General features: G+C 60.4%; 12 protein-coding genes. 9 read left to right on the forward strand and 3 right to left on the reverse strand.

All coding sequences use genetic code 11. The features are described from left to right. The first annotated feature begins 191 nt into the window (after positions 1-191). From AOC04_RS05895 to AOC04_RS05910, 4 genes are read left to right on the forward strand one after another with little or no spacing between them, the layout of a single operon-like run. Positions 192-1,487 carry an MdtA/MuxA family multidrug efflux RND transporter periplasmic adaptor subunit gene (locus AOC04_RS05895; RefSeq protein WP_060691580.1) on the forward strand — a complete coding sequence of 432 codons (1,296 nt, stop codon included), beginning with the start codon at positions 192-194 and terminating at the stop codon, positions 1,485-1,487. Further along, positions 1,484-4,585 (forward strand): MdtB/MuxB family multidrug efflux RND transporter permease subunit, encoded by a 3,102-nt coding sequence (locus AOC04_RS05900; RefSeq protein WP_060691581.1) that lies wholly within the window; start codon positions 1,484-1,486, stop codon positions 4,583-4,585. Before AOC04_RS05895 ends, AOC04_RS05900 begins: the two co-directional genes overlap by 4 nt. Then, positions 4,582-7,689 (forward strand): efflux RND transporter permease subunit, encoded by a 3,108-nt coding sequence (locus AOC04_RS05905; RefSeq protein ID WP_060691582.1) that lies wholly within the window; start codon positions 4,582-4,584, stop codon positions 7,687-7,689. Before AOC04_RS05900 ends, AOC04_RS05905 begins: the two co-directional genes overlap by 4 nt. Next, positions 7,686-9,128, forward strand: coding sequence for an efflux transporter outer membrane subunit (locus AOC04_RS05910; RefSeq protein WP_060691583.1), 1,443 nt, complete (start codon positions 7,686-7,688; stop codon positions 9,126-9,128). The genes AOC04_RS05905 and AOC04_RS05910 overlap by 4 nt, the downstream gene beginning before the upstream one ends. Positions 9,129-9,216: 88 nt before the next feature. On the opposite strand, the gene AOC04_RS05915 is transcribed toward AOC04_RS05910, so the two are convergent. The 3 genes from AOC04_RS05915 to AOC04_RS05925 all read right to left on the reverse strand — a co-directional run bounded on the left by AOC04_RS05915 (position 9,217) and on the right by AOC04_RS05925 (position 12,297). Further along, positions 9,217-10,290, reverse strand: coding sequence for a GGDEF domain-containing protein (locus tag AOC04_RS05915; protein WP_060691584.1), 1,074 nt, complete (start codon positions 10,288-10,290; stop codon positions 9,217-9,219). Between the two features lie 180 nt (positions 10,291-10,470). Then, positions 10,471-11,187: an HPP family protein gene (locus AOC04_RS05920; RefSeq protein ID WP_060691585.1), complete on the reverse strand. Its 717-nt coding sequence runs from the start codon at positions 11,185-11,187 to the stop codon at positions 10,471-10,473. 189 nt (positions 11,188-11,376) lie between these two features. Continuing rightward, on the reverse strand, positions 11,377-12,297 hold the full coding sequence (locus AOC04_RS05925) for a MurR/RpiR family transcriptional regulator (RefSeq protein WP_060691586.1): 921 nt from the start codon (positions 12,295-12,297) through the stop codon (positions 11,377-11,379). 285 nt (positions 12,298-12,582) lie between these two features. Between AOC04_RS05925 and AOC04_RS05930 the strand changes: the two genes are divergently transcribed. The 5 genes from AOC04_RS05930 (at position 12,583) to iolD (ending at position 19,951) form a co-directional block, all read left to right on the forward strand. Beyond that, the gene (locus tag AOC04_RS05930) at positions 12,583-14,526 is read left to right on the forward strand and encodes a bifunctional 5-dehydro-2-deoxygluconokinase/5-dehydro-2-deoxyphosphogluconate aldolase (protein WP_060691587.1); all 1,944 of its coding nucleotides are present in this window, start codon (positions 12,583-12,585) and stop codon (positions 14,524-14,526) included. A gap of 144 nt (positions 14,527-14,670) precedes the next feature. Continuing rightward, positions 14,671-15,564, forward strand: a complete 894-nt coding sequence (gene iolE, locus AOC04_RS05935; RefSeq protein WP_060691588.1) for a myo-inosose-2 dehydratase — start codon at positions 14,671-14,673, stop codon at positions 15,562-15,564. Continuing rightward, positions 15,561-16,370, forward strand: a complete 810-nt coding sequence (iolB, locus tag AOC04_RS05940; protein ID WP_060691589.1) for a 5-deoxy-glucuronate isomerase — start codon at positions 15,561-15,563, stop codon at positions 16,368-16,370. Before iolE ends, iolB begins: the two co-directional genes overlap by 4 nt. An 18-nt stretch (positions 16,371-16,388) precedes the next feature. Then, positions 16,389-17,891 carry a CoA-acylating methylmalonate-semialdehyde dehydrogenase gene (locus AOC04_RS05945; protein WP_060691590.1) on the forward strand — a complete coding sequence of 501 codons (1,503 nt, stop codon included), beginning with the start codon at positions 16,389-16,391 and terminating at the stop codon, positions 17,889-17,891. A gap of 122 nt (positions 17,892-18,013) precedes the next feature. Next, positions 18,014-19,951, forward strand: a complete 1,938-nt coding sequence (gene iolD, locus AOC04_RS05950) for a 3D-(3,5/4)-trihydroxycyclohexane-1,2-dione acylhydrolase (decyclizing) (protein ID WP_060691591.1) — start codon at positions 18,014-18,016, stop codon at positions 19,949-19,951. The last annotated feature ends 34 nt before the right edge of the window (positions 19,952-19,985 follow it).

Raw genomic sequence — 19,985 nt, forward strand, 5'->3', positions numbered from 1 at the left:
CCGGTGTAAATGTCACACCCGTCGGTTAAAACCGAACCGCCCCCCGACTGCTGCGGCAGACGATTCACAGGATTGCGGGGCAAACCCATGGCCTTGACACCGCTATAACGTAAATACCCGGTAAAGAACCTTTTCATAACCGTGCGCACTGCTTATCTTTCAGCCTCCTGATAATAAGCGCTCGCCGCCCAATGGTTGATCATTCAATGCAATCGTCTGTTTCCCACAAATCTCGTCGCTGGCTGTTTGGCCTGCTGGTCCTGTTGATCGTTGTTGCCCTGTGCTGGTGGCTGTGGCCATCCGCCTCGAAAAAGGCAGCGACTGCTCAGCCCGCCGGGCACACCAGCAAGTCGGGGATGATGCGTCCCGGATTCGGCGGTTCGACCCAGGCAGTGCCGGTTCGGGTTTCAGAAGTGACGCGGGGTGATTTTCCGGTCTACTACAAGGCGCTGGGCACGGTAACCGCGCTCAACACGATCAATGTACGCAGCCGGGTGGCAGGCGAGCTGGTCAAGGTCTATTTCAAGGAAGGGCAGATGGTCAAGGCTGGCGAACTGCTGGCTGAAATCGACCCGCGCAGCTATCAAAACGCCTTGCTCCAGGCCGAAGGCACGCTGTTGCAGAATCAGGCCCAGTTGAAAAACGCCCAGGTCGATGTTCAGCGCTATCGTGGCCTGTACGCTGAAGACAGTATCGCCAAGCAGACCCTGGACACCGCAGAAGCACTGGTCGGCCAGTATCAGGGTACGGTCAAGACCAATCAGGCAGCGGTCAACGACGCCAAGCTGAATCTGGACTTCACCAAGATTCGCGCTCCGATCACCGGCCGTGTGGGCCTGCGTCAACTGGACGTCGGCAACCTGGTGGCGGCCAACGACACCACCGCGCTGGTGGTGATCACCCAGACCGAGCCGATTGTGGTCAGCTTCACCTTGCCCGAGAAGGACCTTGCCCTGGTGCTTGAGCGTTATCGCAGCGGCGCCAAGTTGCCGGTACAAGCCTGGAACCGTGGCGACACCCAGGAGCTGGCAACAGGGGTGTTGAGCAGTATCGATAACCAGATTGATATCACCACCGGCACCTTGAAGTTCAAGGCCCTGTTCGATAACCGCGATCAGGTGTTGTTCCCCAATCAGTTCGTTAACGTGCACCTGCTGGCCGACACCCTGAAAAATGTGGTCCTGGCCCCGACCGCAGCGATTCAGTACGGCACCAACGGTTCGTTCGTCTATGTGATGGACGGCGACAAAAAGGTCAAGATTCGCAGCATCAAGGCCGGTGTCACCGACGGTGATGTGACGGTGATCGAACAAGGCCTCGAGCCCGGCGATCGCGTAGTGCTTGAAGGCACAGACCGCCTGCGTGATGGCGGTGCGGTGGAAGTGGTCAACGACAGCACCGAGGTGCCGGCCACTCCGGCGCAGCACCTGCAAGGCGGGTCTGAAGCCGATGCAACGGCTGATGGCAAGGGCAAGGCCCACGAATGAATCTGTCGCGGCTGTTTATCCTGCGCCCGGTCGCAACCACGCTATGCATGCTCGCCATCGTATTGTCCGGGATCATCGCCTATCGCTTGTTGCCGGTATCGGCCTTGCCCCAGGTCGATTACCCGACCATCCGCGTAATGACGCTCTATCCGGGTGCCAGCCCGGATGTCATGACCAGTGCGGTGACTGCACCGCTTGAGCGTCAGTTCGGGCAAATGCCGGGCCTGACGCAAATGGCCTCCACCAGCTCCGGCGGTGCTTCGGTGCTGACCCTGCGTTTTAACCTCGACATCAATATGGATGTCGCCGAGCAGCAGGTGCAGGCCGCGATCAATGCCGCCAGCAACCTGCTGCCCAAGGATCTGCCGGCGCCACCGGTGTACAACAAGGTCAACCCGGCGGATACCCCGGTGTTGACCCTGGCGATCACCTCCAAAACCATGCTGTTGCCCAAACTCAATGATCTGGTCGACACCCGCATGGCGCAAAAGATCGCCCAGATCAGCGGCGTCGGCATGGTCAGCATTGCCGGCGGTCAACGCCAGGCGGTGCGCATCAAGGTCAACCCTGAAGCGCTGGCCGCCAACGGTTTGAACCTGGCGGACGTGCGCACCCTGATCGGTGCCTCCAACGTCAACCAGCCCAAGGGCAACTTTGACGGCCCGACCCGGGTGTCGATGCTGGACGCCAATGACCAGCTGAAAACCCCGCAGGAATATGCCGAGCTGATCCTTGCCTACAACAACGGCGCGCCGTTGCGGCTCAAGGATGTGGCGGAAATTGTCGATGGCGCCGAAAACGAACGTCTCGCCGCCTGGGCCAACGAAAACCAGGCCGTGTTGCTGAATATTCAGCGCCAGCCGGGCGCCAACGTGATTGAAGTGGTGGACCGGATCAAGGCGTTGCTGCCAAGCATCACCGACAACCTGCCGGCCGGTATCGACGTTACCGTCCTCACCGACCGCACCCAGACCATCCGCGCCTCGGTGCGCGATGTGCAGTTTGAATTGCTGATCGCCATCGCGCTGGTGGTGATGGTGACGTTCCTGTTTCTGCGTCGCGCCAGCGCCACCCTGATCCCTTCGATTGCCGTGCCGCTGTCGCTGGTGGGCACCTTTGGCGTGATGTACCTGGCGGGATTCTCGATCAATAACCTGACGCTGATGGCCCTGACCATCGCCACCGGTTTTGTGGTCGATGACGCCATCGTGATGCTGGAAAACATTTCGCGTTACATCGAAGAGGGCGACAGCCCGATGCAGGCCGCGCTCAAGGGGGCCAAGCAAATCGGCTTTACCCTGATCTCGTTGACCCTGTCGCTGATTGCGGTATTGATCCCGCTGTTGTTTATGGCTGATGTGGTGGGGCGCCTGTTTCGCGAGTTTGCGATTACCCTGGCGGTGGCGATTCTGCTGTCGCTGGTGGTCTCGCTCACACTCACGCCCATGATGTGCGCGCGCCTGCTCAAAGCCGAACCCAAGGAAGAAGAGCAGGGGCGGTTCTACCGCGCCAGTGGTGCCTTCATCGACTGGATGATCGCCCGCTACGCCAGCATGTTGCAGTGGGTCCTCAGGCATCAGCCGCTGACCCTGCTGGTGGCCATCGGTACTCTGGCGCTGACGGTGGTGCTGTACATGGTGGTGCCCAAGGGCTTCTTCCCGGTGCAGGACACCGGGGTGATCCAGGGCATCTCCGAAGCGCCGCAGTCCATCTCGTTCAGTGCCATGAGCCAGCGTCAGCAAGAGTTGGCCAGGATCATTCTGCAAGACCCGGATGTCGAGAGCCTGTCGTCCTACATCGGGGTGGACGGGGATAACCCGACACTCAACAGCGGGCGCATGCTGATCAACCTCAAGCCCCATAGCGAGCGCAGCGAAAGTGCCGCGCAAGTGATTGAGCGCCTGCAGCCGCAACTGGACCAGCTGGTGGGTATTCGACTGTACATGCAGCCGGTGCAGGACCTGACCATCGAGGACCGCGTCAGCCGTACGCAATACCAGTTCAGCCTGTCCTCCCCGGACGCCGAGATGCTTAGCACCTGGAGCCAGAAACTGGTGACGGCGCTGAACAATCAGCCCGAGTTGACCGATGTGGCCAGCGACCTGCAGGACAAGGGCCTGCAGGTGTTCCTGGTGATTGACCGCGATGCGGCTTCACGCCTTGGTGTGTCGGTGGCCAACATCACCGATGCGCTGTATGACGCCTTTGGTCAGCGCCAGATTTCCACCATTTACACCCAGGCCAGCCAGTACCGCGTGGTGCTGCAGGCCCGGGACGGCGAGAAAATCGGCCCCCAGGCGCTGGAGCAGATCCACGTCAAAACCACCGATGGCGGCCAGGTCCGGTTGTCGAGCCTGGCCAAGGTCGAAGAGCGCCAGGCACAACTGGCGATCTCTCATATCGGCCAGTTCCCTTCGGTGATGGTGTCGTTCAACCTGGCGCCGGGCGTTGCCCTGGGGCAAGCGGTCGAGTTGATCGATCAGGTGCAGAAAGACATCGGCATGCCGGTAGGGGTGAAGACCGAGTTCCAGGGCGCAGCCCAGGCCTTCCAGGCCTCGTTGTCGAGCACCCTGCTGCTGATTCTGGCGGCAGTGGTGACCATGTACATCGTGCTCGGCGTGCTTTACGAGAGCTACATCCACCCGATCACCATCCTCTCGACCTTGCCCTCGGCAGCGGTCGGGGCCTTGCTGGCCTTGATCCTGAGTGGCAATGATCTGGGGATGATTGCCATCATCGGCATCATCTTGCTGATCGGTATCGTGAAAAAGAACGCGATCATGATGATCGACTTCGCCCTCGACGCCGAACGCAATCAGGGCATGGCCCCCGAGCAAGCGATCTATCAGGCCGCACTGCTGCGCTTCCGGCCGATCCTGATGACCACTCTGGCGGCGCTGTTCGGTGCCATACCGCTGATGCTGGCCACCGGCTCCGGCGCAGAGTTGCGACAGCCACTGGGGCTGGTGATGGTCGGCGGTCTGCTGGTGAGCCAGGTGCTGACCCTGTTTACCACCCCGGTGATCTATCTGTACTTCGATCGACTGGGCCGCCGCTGGCGGGGTGATGCGGCTTCGTCCGAGCAGGCGTCGGTATGAACCTGTCCGGTCCGTTCATCAAACGTCCCGTGGCGACCATGCTCCTGAGCCTGGCCATCATGTTGCTGGGCGGAGTGAGTTTTGGGTTGTTGCCGGTGTCGCCGCTGCCGCAGATGGATTTCCCGGTGATCGTGGTGTCGGCCAGCCTGCCGGGCGCCAGCCCCGAGGTGATGGCGTCCACGGTCGCCACCCCACTGGAACGTTCCTTCGGCGCGATTGCCGGGGTCAACACCATGAGCAGCCGCTCGAGTCAGGGCTCGACCCGGGTCATCCTGCAGTTCGATCAGGACCGCGACATCAACGGCGCCGCCCGCGAAGTGCAGGCGGCGATCAATGCGTCGCGTAACCTGTTGCCCAGCGGCATGAAAAGCATGCCGACCTATAAAAAGGTCAACCCGTCCCAGGCCCCGATCATGGTGCTGTCGCTGACTTCCGACGTGCTGTCCAAGGGCGAGCTGTACGACCTGGCCTCGACCATCCTGTCCCAGAGCCTGTCCCAGGTGCCGGGCGTGGGCGAAGTGCAGATCGGCGGCAGCTCGCTGCCTGCGGTGCGCATCGAACTGGAGCCGCAACTGCTCAACCAGTACGGTGTGGCGCTGGATGACGTGCGCAACACCATTGCCAACGCCAACGTACGCCGGCCCAAGGGCGCGGTGTCCGATGGCGATCGCAACTGGCAGATCCAGGCCAATGACCAGCTGGAAAAAGCCAAGGATTACGAACCGCTGATCATTCGCTACCAGGACGGTGCAGCCTTGCGCCTGAGCCATGTAGCCAAGGTTCAGGACAGCGTTGAAGACCGCTACAACAGTGGCTTTTTCAACAACGATGCGGCCGTATTGCTGGTGGTCAACCGCCAGGCCGGGGCCAACATCATCGAGACCGTGAACGCGATCAAGGCCCAGTTGCCTGCACTGCAGGCGGTGTTGCCGGCCAGCGTCAAACTGAACCTGGCCATGGATCGCTCGCCGGTGATCAAGGCCACCTTGCACGAAGCCGAGATGACCCTGCTGATTGCCGTGGCGCTGGTGATTCTGGTGGTGTTCCTGTTTCTGGGTAACTTGCGGGCCTCGCTGATTCCGACCCTGGCGGTGCCGGTATCGCTGGTGGGCACCTTTGCCATCATGTACCTGTACGGTTTCTCGCTGAACAACCTGTCGCTGATGGCCCTGATTCTGGCCACCGGGCTGGTGGTGGATGATGCCATCGTGGTGCTGGAGAACATCTCGCGGCATATCGATGCCGGAATCGCGCCGATGAAAGCGGCGATGCTGGGGGCCAAGGAAGTCGGTTTTACCCTGCTGTCGATGAACGTTTCGCTGGTGGCGGTATTTCTTTCGATCCTGTTTATGGGGGGGATTGTCGAAAGCCTGTTCCGTGAGTTTTCCATCACCCTGGCCGCCTCGATCGTGGTGTCACTGGTGGTGTCGCTGACCCTGACGCCCATGCTTTGTGCGCGCTGGCTCAAGCCCCATGTGCCGGGCACCGAAAACGCCATGCAGCGCTGGAGCATGCGCCTCAACGAGCGCATGGTCGCCGGTTATGCCCGCAGCCTGGACTGGGTGTTGCGCCACAAGCGCCTGACCCTGTTGAGCCTGCTGGTGACCATTGGCGTCAACGTGGCGCTGTACGTGGTGGTGCCCAAGACCTTCATGCCGCAACAGGACACCGGGCAGTTGATCGGCTTTGTGCGCGGTGACGACGGCCTGTCATTCAGCGTGATGCAACCGAAGATGGAAATCTTCCGCAAGGCGGTGCTGGCTGACCCGGCGGTCGAGAGTGTGGCAGGCTTTATTGGCGGCAATGGCGGCACCAACAACGCGGTCATGATCGTGCGCCTCAAGCCCATTTCCGAGCGCAAGATCTCCGCGCAAAAGGTCATTGAGCGTCTGCGTGACACCATGCCCAAAGTGCCCGGCGGGCGCCTGATGCTGATGGCCGACCAGGACTTGCAGTTCGGCGGGGGGCGCGAGCAAACCAGTTCGCAGTACTCCTACATCCTGCAAAGCGGCGACCTTGGCGAACTGCGGACCTGGTACCCGAAAGTGGTGGCCGCGCTCAAGGCCCTGCCCGAGCTGACGGCAATCGACGCCCGTGAAGGACGGGGCGCGCAGCAAGTGACACTGGTGGTGGATCGCGATCAGGCCAAGCGCCTGGGGGTGGACATGGACATGGTGACCGCCGTGCTCAACAACGCCTACAGCCAGCGTCAGATTTCTACCATCTACGACAGCCTGAACCAGTACCAGGTGGTGATGGAGGTCAACCCCAAGTACGCCCAGGACCCGCAGACCCTGGAGCAGGTGCAGGTGATCACCGCTGATGGCCAGCGGATTCCGTTGTCGGCCATTGCCCATTACGAGAACAGCCTGCAGGACGACCGGGTCGAGCACGAAGGCCAGTTTGCCTCCGAGACCGTCTCGTTTGACATGGCTCCCGGGGTATCGACCGAGCAGGGCACCGCAGCGATTGAGCGGGCCATTGCCAAACTCGGCCTGCCCGAAGACGTGATTGCAAAAATGGCTGGCACCGGCGATGCCTTTGCCGCGACCCAAAAAAGTCAGCCGTTCATGATTCTGGGCGCGCTGGTGGCGGTGTATCTGGTGCTGGGGATTCTCTATGAGAGCTATATCCACCCACTGACCATTCTCTCGACCTTGCCGTCGGCCGGGGTGGGTGCCTTGCTGAGCATCTACCTCACGGGGGGCGAATTCAGCCTGATATCGCTACTGGGCCTGTTCCTGCTGATCGGGGTGGTGAAGAAAAACGCGATTTTGATGATCGACCTCGCGCTGCAGCTGGAACGGACTGCCGGGTTCAGCCCTGAAAATTCGATTCGCAGCGCGTGCCTGCAACGTTTGCGCCCGATCCTTATGACCACCCTGGCGGCCATCCTGGGGGCCGTGCCGTTAATGCTCAGTACTGCCGAAGGGGCAGAAATGCGCCAGCCGCTGGGCCTGACCATTATCGGCGGGCTGATCTTCAGTCAGATCCTGACCCTTTACACCACCCCGGTGGTTTACCTCTATCTTGATCGCGCCCGCCATCGTTTCAACAAATGGCGTGGCGTGCGCACTGATGCTGCTCTGGACACTCCGTTATGACCTCTCGTTTGCTTAAACTCGCTCCGCTGGTGTTATCGGGTCTGTTGCTCAGCGCCTGTGCAATCGGTCCGGACTACCAGCGTCCCGAATCGGCGGCGCCGTCGGATTACAAAGAGGCTGCCGGCTGGACCCGGGCCAACCCCAGTGATGCGCTGGCCCGTGGAGCCTGGTGGGAGCTGTATGACGACGCTCAGCTCAATGGGCTGGTGGAGAAACTCAACAGCACCAACCAGACCGTGGCTCAGTCCGAGGCCCAGTTCCGTCAGGCCCAGGCTCTGGTGCGCAGCGCCCGCGGGGCGTTTTTGCCCAGCGCCGACTTGAGCGTGGGCAAAACCCGCTCCAGTCAGGGCACCGGCAGTTCCAACTCCAGTTTGACCAGCTCCAGCAGTGGCATTCGCGACACCTTGAACGCCCAGGTCGGGGTCAGCTGGGAAGCGGATGTCTGGGGCAAGCTGCGCCGCGGGCTGGAAGCCAATGAAGCCACTGCCCAAGCCAGCCTGGCCGACCTGGCCGCCATGCGCTTGAGTCAGCAGTCGGAACTGGTGCAGAACTACCTGCAACTGCGGGTGATCGATGAGCAAAAACGCTTGCTGCAAGCGACGGTCGAGGCTTATCAGCGTTCGCTGAAAATGAGCGAAAACCAATACAAGGCCGGGATTTCCGGCAAGGACGCCGTGGCTCAGGCGCAGACCCAGTTACGTAACACCCAGGCCAGCCTGATCGACCTGATCTGGCAACGCGCGCAATTTGAGAACGCCATTGCGGTGCTCACCGGTCAGGCGCCTTCGGGGTTTAGCCTGGCTGAAACCACAACCGTTCCCGCGCTGCCGCAAATCCCGCTGAGCCTGCCTTCGCAGTTACTGGAACGACGTCCGGACATCGCCTCGGCGGAGCGCTCAATCATCGCCGCCAACGCCAACATCGGCGTGGCCAAAGCCGCTTACTACCCCGATTTCAGCTTGAGCCTGCAGGGCGGTTACAGCAGCAGTCAGTACCAGGACTGGATCAGCGTGCCGAACCGTTTCTGGTCGGTGGGGCCCAAAGTGTCCTTGCCGTTGTTCGATGGCGGCCAGCGTTCGGCCGAGGTTGACCGCAACGAGGCGGTGTATGACCAGACCGTGGCCAAATACCGCCAGACCGTGCTGGATGGCTTGCGCGAAGTGGAAAACTACCTGGTGCAGCTCAAGGTACTGGGCGATGAGAGCGTCGTCCAGGAACAGGCACTGGAGTCGGCCCGCGAGTCGTTACGCCTGACCAACAATCAGTACAAGGCTGGCCTGATTGCTTACCTGGACGTCGTGGTGGTCCAGGCCACTGCCCTGAACACCGAACGCAGCGTGCTTAACTTGCAGCAAAGCCGCCTGATTGCCAGCGTCAAACTGATTGCCGCTCTGGGCGGTGGCTGGGACGGCAATACCGATCTGAGCGAAGACCGCTAATCAACCTGAACCTTGCAGGCGCGAGCTTTTCGCGGGCAGCTTGAACAGCTCGCGAGCTAGCTCGCTCCTACAGGGCCAGGCATGAGCCCTAACGAAAGGTAAACCGGTCCTTGCCGCTGTTCTTGGACACGTACAGCGCCTTGTCAGCCTTGGCCAGCGCCTGGTTCAGGGTGTCATTGTCTTCGACCCGGGTCAGCCCGATGCTGACGGTCACGGGGTGTGCATGGGGGTCTTCGCGTACTTGCCGGCATAACTTGTCCATCAGCGCCTCGACGTCACTGCGGCGCACCCCCGACAAATACACGGCAAATTCCTCACCACCCATGCGCGCGTACTCGTGGTCAGCCAAAACCGACTGGATGCTGGCTGCGGTGCGCTTGAGTACCTCATCACCAATGTCATGACCGTAATGGTCATTTACCTGCTTGAAGTTGTCGATGTCGATCATCGCCAGGTAGTGGTCATACACCCGGGGCCGGCTCTGTAATGTGCTGGTGGCCCGGGTCATGAAGGCGCGGCGATTGGGAATCTCGGTCAGGGCGTCAATGTAGGCCTGGGTCACCAGCAGCCGGGTCATGGTGAAGTTGTACAGCTTGATTTTGCGCAACTTGAAAAAGCTGTAGATGGTCAGGCTGCTGAGAAAAGCGAGGTAGCACAGGAGCAGGGTGCCCCGCAGATCCGTGACAGACTCTTGAGTCATCAGAAAAGGGTTGAGGGTCACCCAGGTGATCGCCACTACGGCGATAAATGCCCCGCGGCTCAGAGGCAGAACCGACGCGCTATAGAGGGTGCTGGACGTGACGAGAATCAGCCAGATCGGCTGCGCATCGGTTGGCAGGCCGAAAATGATCAGGCGGATACCGAGCGTAATCACCAGTACAAACATCACATTGAGTATGTCGAAGTGCCGGGACTTGCGGACAAAGCCCAAAATGATGGTGAGCACCACCATGACGCTGAGAAAAACCATCGAAGCGCCCGTAAACCCCTGGCCACCCTTGATGCTGACAATCAGGTCAAACAACAGCCAGATGAAGATGCTTGCGATATAGGTCAGGCGGCAAAAATTGCGCAGTTTCTCGAAATCATGTTGGGCGAATTCAGCTTGCAGGGCGGGAGGGGCCGCTTGATTCGAGATTTCTTTTTCAATGGTCTTGAGCATTACAGGCCTTGAACGCGGTCAACCGAGGGAATTCGGGCCACCTGCGTGACAAAGGCAGGGGCCTTTGCATCCGGGCGATCAGGAACAGTGAAAACCGGGTCGCCAGGACGTTGCACGGATAACCCTAGCAGGAAGTTCAGGGTAACAGTGCAATGCCTCCTGCCCGGCTGCGCATGCCGCTCAGCGGGCCTGGGCGAGCACCTCGCCGACACTGCGTCGGCGGGCATAGTGCTCACTGGCCCGAATCAGTTCTTCAAGGTCTTCGGGTGTCACGTCAATAAACGCGTCCATCTGTTCCAGGGCTTTTTGCAAGTCTTCAGCCTTGATCCCCGGGTCGCCGGCAACCTGCGGTGTGCTCGCTACCGGGCTCGGCTCGGCGGGTTTTTTCGGGTAGCGCACCCGTGTCAGGTTGTTATAAACCAGCGCTGCCAGCAGCATGCACGCTGCGGCGAGCATCACGGGCGCGAGCAAGCCCCAGCCCAGGTTTGCGCTGTCCGGGTCGGCCAGTACCACCAGCAGGGCCAACGCCCCGGCAGGCGGGTGCAGGCAGCGCAGCAGGCACATGACAATCAGGGCCAGGCCCACGGCCAGGCAAGCGCTGTCCAGGTTGCGGCCGAAAAAGTGCGCTACCGCCAATGACACCAGGGTTGCACAGCAGTAGCCGCCAATAATCGACCAGGGTTGCGCCAGTGCCCCTGAAGACACGGCAAACAACAAGACCGCACTGGCCCCCAGCGGGCCAATCAGGTGCATGGCGATCGGCAGGCCGAAAAACAGGCTGCAGACCCAGACACTCAAGAGCGTGCCAAGGGATACGCCAATGGCGGCGCGGCTCCATTCGGTGGGACGGGTATGGGTGGCCGCAGGCAATAGGCGGCTGATCCAGCGGGTTGGCATGGTGAGGGAAATCCGGTGTTGGCGACTCAAGAGATAAAAAAAGGGCTTAGCGGGTTTCCCGGCAAGCCCTTGAAAATGTCCCTTCATTTGGGGGAGGAACGGGCGCAGTGTGCAGCAGGCCGTTCCAGTCTGCAAATTCATAATAATGATGTTTAACTGCATTTATTTTGATGTTTAGAGCTGGGCGCTCTAGTCGTCAAACCCCACTTGCTCGTGAATTTCATCCACTTTCAGTTCCAGCCGGTAGGCCACGGCAATAAACAGGGCCTGGCACAGACACAAGGTTGCACTCAACGAGCGAAACGCAAACGAACTGCCCTCATTGACCAGCAACACGCTGTTGGCGCGCTTGGCCAGCGGTGACAGGTTGCTGTCGGTGATGATCAGGGTCTTGGCCTGATGCAGTTGCGCGATGCGCAGGCAATGCTGGGTTTCCTTGCCATAGGGGGTAAAGCTGATGGCAATCACCAGGTCGTTGGCCCGTACGCTGCGCATTTGTTCGCGGTAACTGCCACCCAGCCCGGACACCAGATGAATGCGCTTGTTGGTGTGCTGCAGGTTGTACACCAGGTAGTCGGCCACGGCGAAGGAGCGTCGCACGCCCACCACGTAGATATTGTCGGCATTGACCACCAGATCCACGGCTTTGTCGAAGGATTGGTCATCGAGCTCCAGCCCCAGACGCTCTATGCCCGACAGGGTCGCATTGATGCATTCGCGGGCCAGGTCGCCGCCACTGGCTTTTTGCGACTTGTTGGCAATCATGCTGCGAATGCGCTGCTGATAGTTCTGCGCCGGCGTGGCCTTGTGGGTGTAAGCCTCGCGAAACAGCGCCTGCATTTCACTGAAACCACTGAAACCGAAACGCTGTGAGAAGCGCACGATGGCTGAAGGGTGAACTTCGCACTCGCGGGCAATATCACTGATCCGGTCAACCATGATCCGGTCACTTTGCTGGCTCATGTAACTGGCAATACGTTTGAGCTGGCGCGGCAGGCTCTCGTACTCCTCGGTAATAAGCTGCAACAGGCGTTCGGCATTGATCGGTGGGCCGGCCTGTTCGCTCTCAGGCGTTTGCTCGATCGGGGCCGGCTGATCAGTGGAGGGCATAGGGAGTCCTTATGGATGGCTCTTCAGGGCATGGGGCAGTTTAGCCTGCAAAGTCTACAGGGTAGGTGCGCAAATAATCCTGACCTGGCGTTCAATGACCCGCTAGCTGAATCGCTACAGGGCCGAAAACTGATCACGTACGACCAGTATGGAACAAAAATTCTACATTAAAAAATTATGGAATAAATATTGTTTTATGTGGGGAGACGTTTTAGTCTTCATCTCACAAAGAGCGCTCAACCGTCGGGTGATGAGTGCAGGCTGATAAAAATAACAGGAGCCAGCATGGGACAGACTCGTTTTGCCACAGGGCGTGATTTGGATTTGATCTGCCTTGGACGCCTGGGCGTCGACCTTTATTCGCAGCAAGTCGGCGCGCGCCTGGAGGATGTCAGCAGCTTCGCCAAATACCTTGGCGGCTCATCGGCCAATATTGCGTTCGGCACTGCGCGTCTGGGCTTGCGCTCAGCCATGCTGAGCCGGGTGGGCGATGATCACATGGGCCGTTTTCTGACCGAGTCACTGGCTCGCGAAGGCTGCGACGTGAGTGCCGTCACCATCGATCCCCAGCGCCTCACCGCACTGGTGCTGCTGGGTCTTAAAGACCGCGAAACCTTCCCGCTGGTGTTCTACCGCGAAAACTGCGCCGACATGGCGCTGCGTGCAGAAGACATCGATCCGGCATTTATAGCGTCGAGCAAGGCACTGCTGATCACCGGCACTCACTTCTCCACCGAGGGGGTCTACCAGGCCAGCGTCCAGGCCCTTGAGTACGCCGAGCAGAACAACGTCAAACGGATTCTGGACATCGATTACCGTCCGGTGCTTTGGGGGCTGGCAGGCAAGGCCGATGGCGAAACCCGCTTTGTCGAAGACCGGAAAGTGACCGCACACGTGCAATCGATCCTGCCGCGCTTCGACCTGATCGTGGGCACTGAAGAAGAATTCTTGATTGCCGGTGGCGGCACTGACTTGCTGGCTGCATTGCGCGCGGTGCGGGCAGTGACTGCGGCAACGCTGGTGGTCAAGCTGGGCTCCCAGGGATGCACGGTGATCCATGGCGATATTCCGGCCCGGCTTGAAGACGGTGCGGTTTATCCCGGCGTGCGGGTTGAGGTGCTTAACGTGCTGGGCGCCGGCGATGCCTTTATGTCCGGCTTCCTCAGCGGCTGGCTCAAAGATGCCAGCGATGAGCGTTGCAGCCAGCTGGCCAATGCCTGCGGCGGGCTGGTGGTATCGCGGCATGCCTGCGCCCCGGCGATGCCGACCCCGGCCGAACTCGACTACCTGTTCAATAGCCCGGTGCCGATCACCCGTCCGGATCAGGATGTGGCTTTGCAGCGTTTGCATCAGGTCAGCGTGCCGCGCAAACAGTGGAAACAACTGTTTGTATTCGCCTTCGATCATCGCTGGCAACTGGTGGAAGTGGCCCAGCAGTATGGTCGCGATCACACCAGCATCTGCGCGCTCAAGCAGCTGTTTATCCGCGCTGTCGAGCGGGTTGAAACCGACCTGCGCCGCCAGGGTATCGACGCCGATGTCGGGTTGCTGGCCGACCAGCGTTTTGCCCAGGACTCACTCAATGCCGCCACCGGTCGCGGCTGGTGGATTGCCCGTCCGGTAGAGGTCCAGGGTTCACGGCCACTGGCCTTCGAACATGGCCGTTCGGTGGGCAGCAACCTGATTGGCTGGCCGCAGGAACACATCATCAAATGCCTGGTGCAGTTTCACCCCGACGACGAGCCGCTGCTGCGCCTGGAGCAGGAAGCGCAGATCAAGGGCTTGTACGAGGCGTCACTGGTCAGTGGCCATGAATTGCTGCTGGAAATCATCCCGCCCAAGGATCACCCCTCGACTTATCCCGATGTGCTGTACCGCGCATTGAAGCGCTTGTACAACCTGGGGATCTACCCGGCCTGGTGGAAAATCGAAGCCCAGACGGCACAGGTTTGGGAGCAGCTCGACGCCTTGATTCAAGAGCGCGACCCTTATTGCCGCGGCGTGGTACTGCTGGGCCTCAATGCCCCGGCGCAAGCACTGGCAGAAGGTTTCAGGCAGGCACGCCACAGCAGCACCTGCCGCGGGTTTGCCGTGGGCCGCACGATCTTCCAGGAACCGAGCCGGGCCTGGCTGGCGGGAGAGATCGATGATGAAACCTTGATTGAACGGGTACAGGGCACGTTTGTGCAGCTCATCGAATCCTGGCAAGCGGCAAGAAAGGCGGATTAAAACCCTGTGGGAGCTGGCTTGCCAGCGATGGCATCACTAGGTCAGCGCTGGAAGACCGGGTCGTCTGTATCGCTGGCAAGCCAGCTCCCACAAGCCATCAGCCATACCGCAGATTTAATTCAGAAAACAATAATAGGTGCAGCCATGCCCGCTATCCGTATTGGCATCAACCCGATTTCCTGGAGTAACGATGACTTGCCGTCATTGGGCGGTGAGACGCCATTGAGCACGGCGCTCAGTGAAGGCAAGCAAATCGGTTACGAAGGTTTCGAACTCAACGGTAAATTCCCCAAGGACGCCAAGGGCGTCGGCGACGTGCTGCGACCCTACGATCTGGCTTTGGTCTCGGGCTGGTATTCCAGCCGCCTGGCCCGGCGCTCGGCCGCCGAGGAAATCGACGCAATCGCCAGCCATGTGCAGTTGCTGGCCGCAAACGGGGCCAAGGTGCTGGTCTATGGCGAAGTCGCCGACTCAATTCAGGGCCAGCGCATTCCATTGGTCGAGCGCCCGCGCTTTCACACTGAGCAGGCATGGCAAGCCTACGCCGACAAACTCAATGAACTGGCGCAGTTCACGTTGTCCCAGGGCGTGCGCCTGGCTTATCACCATCACATGGGCGCCTATGTTGAGTCGCCGTCGGACATCGACACCTTGATGAGCCTGACCGGCCCCGACGTTGGCCTGCTGTTCGACGCCGGCCATTGCTACATGGGCGGTGGCGAGCCGATCGAGGTGTTGCGCAAACATATTGACCGGGTCTGCCACGTGCACTTCAAGGATGTGCGCAAGGCTGTGGTGCAACTGGCGCGCAACAACCTGTGGAGTTTCCCCGACTGCATCATCAACGGCACCTTCACCGTACCCGGCGACGGCGACATTGATTTCGCAGCGTTGCTCGATGTACTGCTGGCAGCCGATTACCACGGCTGGCTGGTGGTAGAAGCCGAACAGGACCCGGCCGTGGCGCCGAGTTTTGCCTATGCGCAAAAGGGTTACCAAACCCTGCGCGCGCTGCTGGATGCGAGGACTGGAAAATGAGCTTGCTGATCAAAGGTCGGGCCACGGGCAACACCTTGGTCGAACTGCCACAGGGTGCCCTGGAGTACGTGGGCTTTAGCGCTTATCGCCTGGCCCCCGGCGAGCAATTGCCGGTGAGCGCCGGCACTCAGGAACTGTGCCTGGTGCTGCTCAGCGGTCGGGTCACCATCAGTGGCGTAGAGCCGGGCAAGGGCGCTTTCAGCTGGGAGGATATTGGCGATCGCAACTCGGTTTTCGAGGATAAATCGCCGTTTGCGGCCTACCTGCCACCGGGCAGTCAGGCCCGGGTGCTGGCCTTGAGCGACGTGCAAATTGCCGTCTGTGCCGCACCCGGTTCGGCCACTGCCGGGCTGGCTGCACGCCTGATCACGCCGCCCAGCATGAAACGCAGTGTGCGCGGCAAAGGCGCCAATACCCGCTACGTGTGCGACATCCTGCCCGACACCGAGCCGGCGCATTCGCTGCTGGTGGTCGAGGTGCGGACTCCGTCCGGGCACTCGTCCAGCTATCCGCCGCATAAACACGACACCGACGATTTGCCGCATCAGAGCTTTCTTGAAGAAACCTATTACCACCGCATCAACCCGCCCCAGGGCTTTGTGTTCCAGCGCGTGTATACCGATGACCGCAGCCTCGACCAGGCCATGGCGGTGGAGAACAGCGACCTGGTGGTGGTGCCCAAGGGTTACCACCCGGTCAGCGTGCCCTATGGCTATGAATCTTATTACCTCAATGTCATGGCCGGTCCCAAGCGCGTCTGGCAATTTCACAACGACCCGCAGCACAGCTGGCTGATGGATCTTTAACGCTTTCGGAGAACAATAATGAGCACTACCCCGGTTATCGGTCACTACCTCAACGGCCAGGTCCAGGACACAGGCGGTGAGCGTTTCAGCGACGTATTCAATCCAGCCACCGGCGCCGTCCAGGCACGGGTCGCACTGGCCAGCCAGCACACGGTAGATGAGGCCGTGGCTTCGGCACTCAAGGCGTTTCCTGCATGGTCCGAACAGTCGTCCTTGCGCCGTGCGCGGGTGATGTTCAAGTTCAAGCAACTGCTCGATGAACACCACGATGAACTGGCCGAAATCATCTGTCGCGAACACGGCAAGGTGTTTTCCGACGCCAAGGGCGAAGTGACCCGCGGCATCGAGATTGTTGAATATGCCTGCGGTGCGCCGGCACTGCTGAAAACCGATTTCAGCGACAACATCGGCGGTGGCATCGATAACTGGAACCTGCGCCAGCCCCTAGGCGTGTGCGCCGGGGTAACGCCGTTCAACTTCCCGGTCATGGTGGCGCTGTGGATGATTCCGCTGGCGCTGGTGACCGGCAACTGCTTCATCCTCAAGCCTTCGGAGCGCGATCCTTCGGCCAGCCTGCTGATGGCCCGGCTGCTGACTGAAGCCGGTTTGCCGGATGGCGTATTCAACGTGGTGCAGGGCGACAAAAGCGCGGTTGACGGGCTGTTGCAGCACCCGGACATCGAAGCCATTTCGTTTGTCGGCTCCACCCCGATTGCCGAGTACATCTACCAGCAGGGCACTGCGCGGGGCAAGCGTGTACAGGCGTTGGGCGGGGCGAAAAACCACATGATCGTGATGCCCGATGCCGACCTCGACCAGGCGGCGGATGCATTGATCGGTGCCGCTTACGGCTCTGCGGGCGAGCGTTGCATGGCGATCTCGATTGCTGTGACCGTGGGCGATGTGGCCGACAAATTGATCGAAAAACTGCTGCCGCGCATCGACCGGCTCAAGGTCGGCAATGGCTTGCAGCCGGACAGCGAGATGGGGCCGCTGGTGACCGCAGAGCACAAGGCCAAGGTCATTGGTTTTATCGATCAGGGCGTGGCCCAGGGCGCGCAGTTGATCGTCGACGGTCGCGACCTGAAAGTGCCGGGCGCAGAACAGGGCTTCTTTGTCGGCGCTACCTTGTTCGATAACGTCACCACTGAGATGAGCATCTATCAGCAAGAGATTTTCGGACCGGTGCTGGGCATTGTCCGGGTGGCGGATTTCGCCAGCGCCGTGGCGCTGATCAATGCCCATGAGTTCGGCAACGGCGTGTCCTGCTTCACCAGCGACGGCGGTGTGGCCCGGGCCTTTGCCCGCACGATCAAGGTTGGCATGGTGGGCATCAACGTGCCGATTCCGGTGCCGATGGCCTGGCATTCATTTGGCGGCTGGAAGCGCTCATTGTTTGGTGATCATCACGCCTACGGCGAAGAAGGCATCCGCTTCTACAGCCGCTACAAAAGCGTGATGCAACGTTGGCCGGACAGCATCGCCAAGGGCCCGGAATTCAGCATGCCGACGGCCAAATAAACAACCACCCCACCTGACCTGCAGGAGCGAGCTTGCTCGCGAGCTTTTCAAGATCAAAAGATCGCGAGCAAGCTCGCTCCTACAGTCCGTAGTCGGGATATGTATTTATTCAAGGTGACAGCATGAGTACGACACGACTGACCATGGCCCAGGCCCTGGTGAAATTTCTCGATAACCAGTACGTCGAAGTCGATGGGGTCCAGAGCAAGTTTATCGCCGGTATTTTCACCATTTTTGGTCACGGCAACGTACTGGGGCTGGGCCAGGCGCTGGAGCAGGACAGCGGTGATCTGGTGGTGCATCAAGGTCGCAACGAGCAGGGCATGGCCCATGCTGCGATCGGGTTTGCCAAGCAGAACCTGCGGCGCAAGATTTACGCCTGCACCTCATCGGTTGGCCCGGGTGCCGCCAATATGCTCACTGCGGCAGCCACTGCCACCGCCAACCGGATCCCGCTGTTGCTGCTGCCGGGCGATGTCTATGCCAGCCGTCAGCCGGACCCGGTGCTGCAACAGATCGAGCAATTTCACGACCTGAGCATCAGCACCAACGACGCCTTCAAGGCAGTGAGTAAATACTGGGACCGCATCAACCGCCCCGAGCAGTTGATGAGCGCCGCCATCCAGGCCATGCGTGTGCTGACGGACCCGGCTGAAACCGGCGCGGTAACCCTGGCCCTGCCTCAGGATGTACAGGCCGAAGCCTACGATTACCCGGATTACTTCCTGCAAAAACGCGTACACCGCATCGATCGCCGGTTGCCGACCCCGGCGATGCTGGCTGACGCCCAGGCCATCGTGCAACGCAAGCGCAAGCCGCTGATCATTTGCGGTGGCGGGGTCAAGTACTCCGGCGCCAATGCCGCCTTGCAGGCTTTCGCCGAGCGCTTTGATATCCCGTTCGCTGAAACCCAGGCCGGCAAAAGCGCCATTGTCTCGGCGCACCCGCTGAACGTCGGCGGGATTGGCGAGACCGGCTGCCTGGCCGCCAACCTGCTGGCCCGGGATGCCGACCTGATCATCGGCATCGGCACCCGCTATACCGACTTCACCACCTCGTCGAAATCGTTGTTTCAGCACCCGGAAGTGGAGTTTCTCAACCTCAACATCAGCCCTTGCGATGCACTGAAACTTGATGGCGTGCAATTGCTGGCCGATGCCCGGGAGGCACTGCAAGCGCTGACCGGGATTCTCGAGCAACAGGGCTATCGCTCGAGCTGGGGCGATGCTCCCAGGCTGGCCCGGGCGCAACTGGACGCAGAAGTCGACCGGGTTTATCAGGTCGATTATCAGCAGCCGGACTTCGCCCCCGAGATCACCGACCACCTTGACCCGGCGGTACTGCGCGAATTTATCGAGCTGACCGGATCATGCCTGACCCAGAGCCAGGTGCTGGGCGTACTCAACCACAGCCTGGCCGACGACGCGGTGATCGTGGCAGCGGCAGGCAGCCTGCCCGGTGACTTGCAACGGGCCTGGCGCAGTAAGGGGGTCAACACCTATCACCTTGAGTACGGCTACTCGTGCATGGGCTACGAAGTCAACGCAGCGTTGGGGGTCAAGCTCGCCGAGCCCGGGCGTGAGGTCTACGCGCTGGTAGGGGACGGCTCGTACATGATGCTGCACTCCGAGTTGCCGACGTCGATTCAGGAGCGGCGCAAGATCAACGTGGTGCTGTTCGACAACATGACTTTCGGCTGCATCAACAACTTGCAGATGGGCAACGGGATGGACAGCTTCGGCACTGAGTTCCGGTATCGCAATGCTCAGACCGGCAAGCTCGACGGCGGCTTTGTACCGGTGGACTTCGCCATGAGCGCGGCCGCTTACGGTTGCAAGACCTACAAGGTCAGCACCCTTGAGCAGTTGCATGAAGCGCTGGCCGATGCGCGTTTGCAAACGGTATCGACCCTGATCGACATCAAGGTGCTGCCCAAAACCATGATTCACAGCTACCTGACATGGTGGCGGGTCGGCGTGGCGCAGGTGTCCACCAGCCCGCGCACCCATGCGGCGGCACAAAAACTCAACCTCGCACTTTCCAAAGCCCGGCAGTACTGATCGCAAACCTCTGATAAAAAATCCAACAGGAGCA

It is taken from the genome of Pseudomonas versuta (assembly GCF_001294575.1).
GTDB classification, from domain to species: Bacteria; Pseudomonadota; Gammaproteobacteria; order Pseudomonadales; family Pseudomonadaceae; genus Aquipseudomonas; species Aquipseudomonas versuta.